This window comes from Moorena sp. SIO3H5, assembly GCF_010692395.1.
In the GTDB taxonomy this organism is placed as follows: Bacteria; Cyanobacteriota; Cyanobacteriia; order Cyanobacteriales; family Coleofasciculaceae; genus Moorena.
Map to the genome: position 1 here is coordinate 1 of NZ_JAAHHS010000304.1, position 9,507 is coordinate 9,507.

8 protein-coding genes are annotated in these 9,507 nt (G+C 41.3%); 6 read left to right on the forward strand and 2 right to left on the reverse strand.

Annotated features, from left to right (window positions below):
• The 3 genes from F6K52_RS26065 to F6K52_RS26075 all read left to right on the forward strand — a co-directional run.
• The coding region (locus F6K52_RS26065) for a GDP-mannose 4,6-dehydratase (RefSeq protein WP_293085059.1) at nt 1-770 on the forward strand (770 nt) is incomplete at its 5' end.
• A 177-nt stretch (nt 771-947) separates the two neighbouring features.
• A complete protein-coding gene (locus F6K52_RS26070; RefSeq protein WP_293085062.1) occupies nt 948-1,892 on the forward strand; it encodes a GDP-L-fucose synthase in 945 nt (314 codons plus the stop codon).
• A gap of 653 nt (nt 1,893-2,545) precedes the next feature.
• Entirely contained in the window at nt 2,546-4,747 is a 2,202-nt protein-coding gene (locus F6K52_RS26075) for a polysaccharide biosynthesis tyrosine autokinase (protein ID WP_293085065.1), read from the forward strand.
• Nucleotides 4,748-4,784: 37 nt separating this feature from the next.
• Here F6K52_RS26075 and F6K52_RS26080 read toward each other — a convergent pair whose 3' ends face one another.
• Complete coding sequence (locus F6K52_RS26080) at nt 4,785-5,423, reverse strand: DUF1361 domain-containing protein (protein ID WP_293085080.1); 639 nt, start codon at nt 5,421-5,423, stop codon at nt 4,785-4,787.
• 296 nt (nt 5,424-5,719) lie between these two features.
• On the opposite strand from F6K52_RS26080, the gene F6K52_RS26085 reads away from it, so the two are divergent.
• The 3 genes from F6K52_RS26085 to F6K52_RS26095 all read left to right on the forward strand — a co-directional run bounded on the left by F6K52_RS26085 (nt 5,720) and on the right by F6K52_RS26095 (nt 8,156).
• Entirely contained in the window at nt 5,720-6,511 is a 792-nt protein-coding gene (locus F6K52_RS26085) for an SAM-dependent chlorinase/fluorinase (RefSeq protein ID WP_293085068.1), read from the forward strand.
• Nucleotides 6,512-6,546: 35 nt separating this feature from the next.
• Complete coding sequence (locus F6K52_RS26090) at nt 6,547-7,206, forward strand: DUF2301 domain-containing membrane protein (RefSeq protein ID WP_293085071.1); 660 nt, start codon at nt 6,547-6,549, stop codon at nt 7,204-7,206.
• Between the two features lie 392 nt (nt 7,207-7,598).
• Nucleotides 7,599-8,156, forward strand: coding sequence for an ElyC/SanA/YdcF family protein (locus F6K52_RS26095; RefSeq protein WP_293085074.1), 558 nt, complete (start codon nt 7,599-7,601; stop codon nt 8,154-8,156).
• 157 nt (nt 8,157-8,313) lie between these two features.
• Here F6K52_RS26095 and F6K52_RS26100 read toward each other — a convergent pair.
• Nucleotides 8,314-9,507 (reverse strand): proton extrusion protein PcxA (locus tag F6K52_RS26100; protein ID WP_293085077.1); only part of this gene is annotated, 1,194 nt, incomplete at its 5' end.

A 9,507-nucleotide genomic window follows, 5' to 3' on the forward strand; every position in this document is an offset into this window, starting at 1 on the left:
TCGTTGACTCGGTGGGAATGGGTACTCTGCGACTTTTGGAGGCGATTCGGGACTATCGTCAGCGCACCGGTATCGACGTGCGTTTCTATCAAGCTGGTTCTTCTGAGATGTTTGGGAAGGTACAGGAGATACCCCAAATGGAAACTACTCCATTTTATCCCCGCTCTCCCTATGCCTGTGCTAAGGTTTATGCTCACTGGCAAACTATAAACTATCGTGAATCCTACGGCATGTTTGCCTGCAATGGTATACTCTTTAACCACGAATCACCCCGTCGAGGGGAAACCTTTGTAACCCGCAAGATTACCCGAGCAATTGCCCGAATTGTCGGAGGTAAGCAGAAAAAACTCTACCTGGGTAATCTTGATTCTAAGCGAGACTGGGGTTACGCGAAGGACTATGTCAAGGCCATGTGGCTGATGCTCCAGCAAGATAAACCAGATGATTATGTGGTAGCGACTGGTGAAACCCACTCAGTTAAGGAGTTTTTAGAGATTGCCTTCAAATATGTCAATCTCGATTGGAATAATTATGTGGAGTTTGATGAGCGTTATTTGCGCCCTGCTGAGGTAGATATACTGATTGGTGACCCCACCAAGGCAAAGCAGAAGCTGGATTGGGAGCCATCTGTAACCTTTGAGGAGTTGGTAGCCTTAATGGTAGAAGCGGATTTACAAGCTTTGGGTCTGTCGAGCGCTAACGGCAAGAGTACTAAACCGTTGAATGATCAAGCCTATATCCGTCAAGGTGTAGCTACAATGGTTGACTAATCCGTTAGTCTATGACTGATTGTGAAGGTAGCATCGTTGGTGCAAGCGAATACATCAGCAACCACAAATCCGGATCGATAGGATTTGTGTTGAATAATGACTCAGTATATTCCTGCTTGCATTGCGATGCACCAGACGGTGATAGTTCTCCAAAAGCTAGGCAAGGATGACAAATAAATGGAAAGTTTAGATCTTAGTAATAAGAGGATTCTAGTTACTGGTGGAGCTGGATTTCTAGGACGTCAGGTAGTGGATCAGTTGTGTAAAGCTGGAGCGGATGCACAGAAGATTACTATTCCGCGATCGCTTGATTATGACCTGCGTTCTTTAGAGAACTGTCAAAGAGCTGTGGATCAGCAGGATATCATCATTCATCTTGCTGCTCACGTTGGTGGCATTGGTCTTAATCGAGAAAAGCCAGCTGAGCTATTCTATGACAATTTAATGATGGGTACTCAGCTAATTCATGCCGCCTATGAAGCTGGTGTGGAAAAATTTGTCTGTGTTGGTACCATCTGTGCCTATCCCAAATTCACACCAGTACCGTTTAAAGAGGATAACCTCTGGGATGGTTATCCCGAAGAAACCAATGCCCCTTATGGGGTTGCTAAGAAAGCTCTTTTAGTCCAGCTACAAGCCTATCGGCAACAGTACGGATTCAATGGCATCTATCTGTTACCAGTGAACTTGTATGGTCCGGAAGATAATTTCGACCCCAGCAGTTCCCACGTAATCCCTGCTCTAATCCGTAAAATCTATGAAGCCCAACAAAACGGAGAAATGACATTGCCTGCGTGGGGTGATGGCAGTCCTACCCGTGAGTTTCTCTACTCAACCGATGCAGCACGGGGTATTGTGATGGCTACCACGGATTACCATCAGCCAGAGCCAGTTAATTTGGGTACAGGCTATGAAATCTCAATTCGCGATTTAGTTGAGTTGATTTGCGAATTGATGGAATTTAAGGGAGAAATTGTCTGGGAAACTGATAAACCCAATGGTCAGCCTCGCCGTTGTCTGGATATTGAACGAGCCAAGCAGGAGTTTAACTTCACTGCTGAGATGGAGTTTAAGCAGGGGTTGAAGAATACTATCGACTGGTATCGACAACACGCTAGCTAAATCTACCCAAACCTATTGTCGGTAGGGGCGAAGTATTTGTACCTGGATATGTAGCTTAAACAGTAGCTCCAACAGTGCCAGTTTGTATACAAATGCTTCGCCCTCTAAGGGTAAAGCCAGACAGACTTTAGTCTCAGGGGGTGACAAGCGCTCTTTAAAATCTTACAGGGGTTAGGTTAATGGGGTTAGGTTAATGGTAAAATTGTCAAGCGGGATGGATTGATTAAAACTATCTATGAACTTGAATTGGTGAAAATTGCTTCAACTGCTGGTAAATACAACAACACGAGTCGCGCTCATTTTCCCCAATACCTAATACCTAATACCTAATACCTAATACCTAATACCTAATACCAACACCTATCTAGGTTTGATCTTTGTTGTCACCCCGTGAGACCCATTACCGAAAAAACTTGGAAAATTAACACTACAAAAAAATATAAACGATAGCAAAATTTATTTTGTTTTTTTATTTTTTTTGGACTATAATTTTATAAAATTTACTTAACCAACATAATCATAATTTATTTTGTTCAAAAAAGTATCTAACTATAGATAGATACCTAAAATAAATACCTAGCTTCTAACGGTGAAAAAAGGGTGAGTAATCTACTAATTTTTTTAGTGAGTATTATTTTTTTTCCTGAGGAATTATGGAAGCTATAGATTATTCAGAAGAAATAGATTTTCATAAATACTGGCTAGTTTTTAAGCGGCGTTTTTTGCCAGCTACCCTAGCCTTTGGTGGTGTTTTTGGTCTGGCGGCATGGTATGCCTTCTCTCAAAAAACTGCTTATTTAGCAGCAGCTCAACTGTTGTTAAAGACAGATAATTCTTCTTCTTTGACCGGGGCTGATAATTCAACTGGCACGATTGATAATGTTGATCGTCAGAGCGACGCCTTATCTACGGAAGTAGAAATTATTCTTTCCAGACCAATTATAGAAAAAACAATCATAGCTCTCAACCTCAGGGATGAAAACGGTGAATTTCTCTCTCCTGAGTTCATTTTAAAAGAACTGAATGTAAAACCAATTCCGGGGACAGACATCTTAACTATTTCCTATGAATCCTATGATCCTACTTGGGCAGAAAGGATCGTTAACACACTGATTAAGGTTTACATAGAGAATGATATCCAAACTAACCGAGCGGAAGCTGTCGCTGCTCGTAACTTTATTGAGAAACAACTCCCAAAAGTTGAAGCTACTGTCAGCCAATCAGAAGCGGATTTACGTAGATTCAAAGAAGCTAATAAAATACTAGACTTGCAACAAGAAGCTAGCATCACAGTTGGATCGATAGCGAAATTAGAGGACAAAATTTCTCAACTTCAGGCTCAGTTAGCACAGATAAATGCTGAGTCTGAGGGCTTGCGCAATAAGATCGGTCTGGATGCACAAGAAGCTGTGGCAGCTACGTCTTTAAGCCAGTCTACTGGGGTGCAGGAGGCACTGACACAACTCCAAGAGATACAAGCTCAGTTAGCAGTGGAGCGCACCCGCTTCAAGGATGAATACCCGACAGTGGCTCAGTTGGCTCTCCAGGAAGCTGCACTATTAAAATTACTACAAGAGCGAATAGCCCAGGTCATTGGTAGCCAACAACCAGCGCCACCAGTTAAGAGTTTGTTAGAGTTTGGACCAATCCAGCAACAACTGACTGCAGAACTGGTTCAGTCCGAGGTACAGCGTTTAGGGCTAAAGAGCCAACTAGCTGTTCTGAGGAATACTCAGTCGTCTTACAAACAGCGGTCTAGAGTCCTACCGAAACTAGAACAGAATCAGCGGGAACTGGAGCGACGGGTAGCTGCTGCACAAGCAACTTACCAAATTTTGTTAAGCAAACTACAAGAAACTAGAGTTGCGGAAAATCAAAATGTCGGTAATGCCCGTATTATATCAGAGGCGATCGTTCCTGAAAAGCCGATTCCAATCCCAATCAACCTGATTCTGGCAGGGGGAGCTTTTGCTGGTATTTTAGTTGCGATCGCTACGGCTTTCTTGATCGACCTCTTAGACAGATCGGTTCATACTCTCAAAGAATTAAAACAGTTGTTTAGATATACCTTGTTAGGGGTGATTCCAGATTACGGCAAGCTGGTCATTACAAGCTATTTTGCTAGATCCTCTCAACAGAATGTTTTCCCCATTTTTCCAAGAGATTTGCCCCGCTCTGTCGTCGGTGAAGCCTATCAAATTCTGCAAGCGAATCTGAAATTTATCAGTTCTGATCGACCACTGCAATCGATTGTAGTAACCAGTTCTGTTGCTAAGGAAGGCAAGTCCCATGTCTGTGCTAATTTAGCTGCAGCTATGGCTCAAGTAGGACGCCGGGTGTTACTAATCGATGCTGATCTGCGCTATCCATCTCAACATCATCTGTGGGAACTAACTAACTCTTTGGGTTTAAGTGATATTCTGGTGGGTGAGGCTAAATTTAATCAGGCTAAACGGGAAGTAATGACTGGTCTTGATGTTCTGATGGCTGGGGTTATCCCTCCAAATCCTGTGGCTCTTCTGGACTCTCAGAAGATGGCTTTACTGATGGAGAAGTTCTCACGAGAGTATGACTGCGTTATCATAGATACTCCAGCATTAGCTGGTATGGCTGATGCCCCAATTTTGGGCAAAATGGCTGATGGCATTTTACTGGTAGCCCGACCTGAAAAAACAGATTCTGCAAGCGCTAATGCGGCTATGGAAATTCTCAAAAGCTCAGGTCAAAATGTTCTGGGTTTAGTTACCAATGGTGTAATCTTCAAAAACGAACCTGACGGCTATATCTACCCCAACAGGGAAAACTATACTACGCCAGATTTCAGTCAAGAAAAGGCTGAATGTAATCAGCCATAAAACTTTGGAAGCTGTGAATCTGTTATCGAGGAATCTGTTATCTAGAAGCTGCGCTGCCAGAAAGTTGGTGGCGCATTCTCATCATAATTCCTAAGGTTATTTGCTTCATGATCCAGTAAAATACTGTCAGCACCACGAAGGTTACGGCCATCACTAGTAGTGGACCTTTCGAGGTTAAATCATTAATCATGCCCTTGACTAAGCTATTGGGTTGAGCAACCAAGTCCCAGCTGTTGAACCGTTGGAATCGTCCTAGATAAATACCAAAGGCGCACAGAGCATGAGTAATTAACTCAGCTGAGACTATCAACTTTCCTAACCTTTGCTGCTGCAAATACTCACCTAGGTTAATCACAGATAGAACGTAAGCTTCAAAACCGGTTAGGATAACTAGCACATGTTGGGGAATAACAACTAGAGTAATTGTCCATACTGAGTAATTGCTGCGAATGGCTTCAATTAGATGAATTACATCGGTGAGCAGATAGGGCGCATTGGGCAAAAATAGGATAAAAACTCCTAAACCTATCCACCATAATCCGGAGTGTAAGCCAGATTTACTGCGGAATAGCCAAAAACTAAGAGCTAATGGTATTGATGCTAGAAACAAATTCCAAGCCATCCAGCCATTGTGGCTATTCCAAGCTTTCCATACCTCTGTCAGTAATGTGTCCATAGACATGATTAGTGAACCTTTGCTCTAGGGTAGATTAGCCTTAAGAAGTAGTATTTAATTTAATCCTTATGCTAACTCATCCATTCAGGCTTGAGTTTTGACCTTGAGCTTTCATAGGTCATTCTTCATACTTCAGCCTTAAGAAGCGGTTGACGCTTGAAAGTTGAATGTTGAAAGTTGAAAGTTTAAGGTTTAAAGTTATAAGCCTTTAAAGCTCATAACAATTCTGGCTCATTACCCATTACCGATTACCCGAGAAGGGATATGATCATCAGTCAAGTGGATTTGAGATAACAATGCCTGACAATCGGATTATTACTCTTTTGAGTGATTTTGGCTTACAAGATGTTTATGTGGGTGTGATGAAGGGTGTCATTGCCCAAGTTAACCCAACTTTGACTATAGTAGACCTGACTCACCAAATCCCCCCTCAAAACCTAGGGGCTGCTCGGTTTAATTTGATCAATGCTTATCCCTACTTTCCAGCTGGGACAGTTCATGTGGCGGTGGTTGATCCAGGAGTCGGCAGTCACCGCAGAGCAGTCGCTATCCAACTTTCACAGGGTTTCTTGGTTGGTCCAGATAATGGTCTATTCAGTGGAGTTTTGGAGCAATACCCAGTCATGGCAGCAGTTGAGCTAACCAACTCAGACTACTGGCGCACGATAAACCCTAGCACTACGTTTCATGGTCGAGATATCTTTGCTAGTGTTGGAGCTCACTTGGCTAGTGGCTTAGCAATCGAAAGCTTGGGAGAGGTAATTGAGCCAAACACTTTGGTAAGGCTAGATATACCAACAAAAACACTAACTGATGATGGAATTATTGGTTCTATCCAATATGTTGACCATTTTGGTAATTTAATCACCAATATCCCAGGAGCTGAGGTTGATGGCAAAACTTGGTCGGTTAAGATAAGCGATCGCATTATCCCCCATACTCAAACCTACAGCAATTGCCCACTTGGAGAGCTCGTTGCCCTAATTGGTAGTCATGGTTGGGTGGAAATCGCTGTTAACGGTGGGAGTGCTAAGTCTCAATTACAGCTGGATTGGGGAGATACAGTTGAATTAAGCATTGAAACTTAGAATATTAACAGTACAGAGTTCCTTTCCAGGATATTATGACCACATCACTACAACCGTCTGAACCGGTAGTTTACCAAGGTCAGTTTGGCGAATTTACCATTACCGAAAGCGATCGCATTGGCGTAGTTATCTACCGTGCTGGCTTAGTGGTAGCAGCCTTGAGCTTTGCGATCGCGAGTAATTTAATTCTATTGCAGGGAGCTAGCCCAAGTATTTTAAATCTCCTGACTCCTCTTTATGGCTTATTCTGCCTTGCCCTAGGGGTTAGCTTAGTCACCATTCATATTTATCTAGCTCCCCTGCACCGCCTACTACAAATCTTTTGGGGCATTGGTTGCATTTCCGCCATTGTACTGGCATTTTCCAGCAATGACCCCCTTGCTCTATACATTTATAACCATCCTATTTCTCTATTCGGAATTGGTTTTACCTTTGCAGCGTTAACCGGAATTTATTTCAAGGAAGCATTTTGCTTTAATCGCTTGGAAACTAAATTCCTAACTCCCCTAGTCCCTATGCTCTTACTGGGACATATCGTGGGATTTTGGTCTACAGATTGGGAGATGATTCTGCTAGGACTCTGGGCGGTTTTGTTTATGGTGTTTGCCCTGCGTAAAGTATTGCAACCGATTCCACCTGATATTGGTGATAAGTCGGTTTTTGAATATCTCAAAAAGAAGCCTGTAGAAAATTAATCAGCTACTACTCATTAGTCAATTACCAAAAAACAATACTATAAACGAAGGAAGCAAGGGGACTGACGATCATCCTTTTTCAAAAAATCCGGACAGATGGGACTTTGATTGGTAAGTAGTAGAAACGTGAGATGTTCTAGACCTTATTAGTCATCAGTTATTATTAGTCATCAGTGATTAGGTGACCACGGTTTTCTATACCGTAGACTATACCGTACATTAGTGACCACAAAATAATTTATTTGTGGTTACTAATGACTAGTGACTATTGACGAGATAATTTTTCATAAAAAGTCCCAATCATGCGTTTAGTATGTAGGCGAAAACAGTGGGGTTTAACGGTTCAAGGATGGTTTGTGAATATTTTTTTGATTATTACGTGTAGTCTCTTTATGTTAACTCATATCCACCCATTTTTGTCGATTAATTCTCCGATTAAGGCTGATGCTTTAGTAGTAGAAGGATGGCTACCGGACTATGCGTTAAAAGGTGCCATGGAAGAATTTGATCGGGGTAATTATCAAAAATTAATCACCACTGGCCTTCCTCTGCGCAAAGGATATTATCTGTCAGAGTATAAAAGCTATGCTGAATTGACTGCGGCAACGTTTATTGCACTGGGTTTTGAGCCAGATAAATTAGTTGCTGTTCCAGCACCAGATGTTACTGTCAATCGTACTTTAGCATCGGTTCAGGCGTTAAGGGAGTGGCTATTAACGTCTGATGAATCAATTAAGTCGATTAATCTTTATTCGTTTGATGTTCATACTCGCAGAAGTTGGATGCTATTTAAGCAAGTTCTTGCTCCTGAGATCAAAGTTGGAGCAATAGCTGCTAACTCTCTTGACTATGAACCAAAACAGTGGTGGGTTTCTAGTCAAGGAGTGCGGTCAATCATGTCTGAAACAATTGCTTATGTCTATTCCCAATGTGTAAGTTGGAAAGTTTGAACATCGAAAAAATTTATATAATAGTTTTGAATTGGGTCAGGCAGTAGGGAATAGGGAGTAGGGAGTAGGGAGTAGGGAGTAGGGAGTAGGGAGTAGGGAGTAGGGAGTAGGGAACAAAAATATTTTTTAACCTTTACTTTGACTGCTATCTCATTATTTATTCATTCATGGTGCGATAGGTAGCTACTGCTGAAGGAGATATCCGATTCAGATAGCGAAAAATCCAATATTTTATGACTGAATCCAAGATAACTGGAAATGTGGCAATAAACAAAAATATAAACTCTCGACTTTCTGGTATTCCTAAATGTCGGGATAGGGCTTCTAGGATTATTTCCCAACCGTGGGGAGAGTGGAATCCTACAAAGATATCGGTAAACAAAATAATGATAAACGCTTTGGCACTATCACTAAGCCCATAGATAATATCATCCATAAACGATTTTAAAATAATTACATCTCGCTTGCTGTTGATGATAACTAAGGCAAAAGCAAGTAGAGCTATAATGTCAGCGAAAATATTTTTAATGGCATTGGAACCTTGATTATGATAGTCTTCTGCCAGTTCGTTAGCTTTATGCTTAATCTCTTCTTCCATCTCCTCCTCAGATAGTTTAGAAGTAAACCCCAGTAAGCTTCTAAAGTGGAGTTCTTCTTCAAATTTTTTTAACTCTACCAGAGCTTCTTCTTCCATCTCATAATTTAAAAAAATAGCTGATTCATGGTTACTTCTAAAGTGATCAACTATAGGACTAACTAGAAACGTTTTAGAAATTTGCTGAGTTAAAATAGGAACAATAGTTAAAATTAGGATAAATTTAATAGAGATTACGGTTTTACGTTGAGACCGACGAAAGGTTTTGACAACTTTATCTTCAGCTCGTGGATCGAGTTCCTGCTGAATTCTTTTGACTGTTCCTACAATTGACCTAGGTAATACACCGGTTTTATCCGTTACTTTCTTGGAGTTAGCTCCTTGATTATTTCGAGATGAATTGTTGTCTGATTCCAAATAAGCCGCTTCTCGAAGATTGGAATTTTGCTTGATAACCTGTCTTGGACTGGCATTAGTAATCTGATTATCTGGCTTTTGGTCTATGGGAATCAATGCTGCGGTGTTTTTGTCGGGTTTTGGTGGCGCATACTTGTTGATAATTTCATCAATAAAATTTAATTTTTCAATAATTATTGACTGCTGATCGCTGAGGTCGATTGACTCAGATAACTGAAGATTTTCCCTAGCTTGTTGTTGACTACTTTCAAGAGGATTAGATCCGGTTAATTCAGAATTTAGTATAACAGAACGACTGGTTTTAAATTCTGCTATTCTAAGGTTTATCGTCTTTAGGTA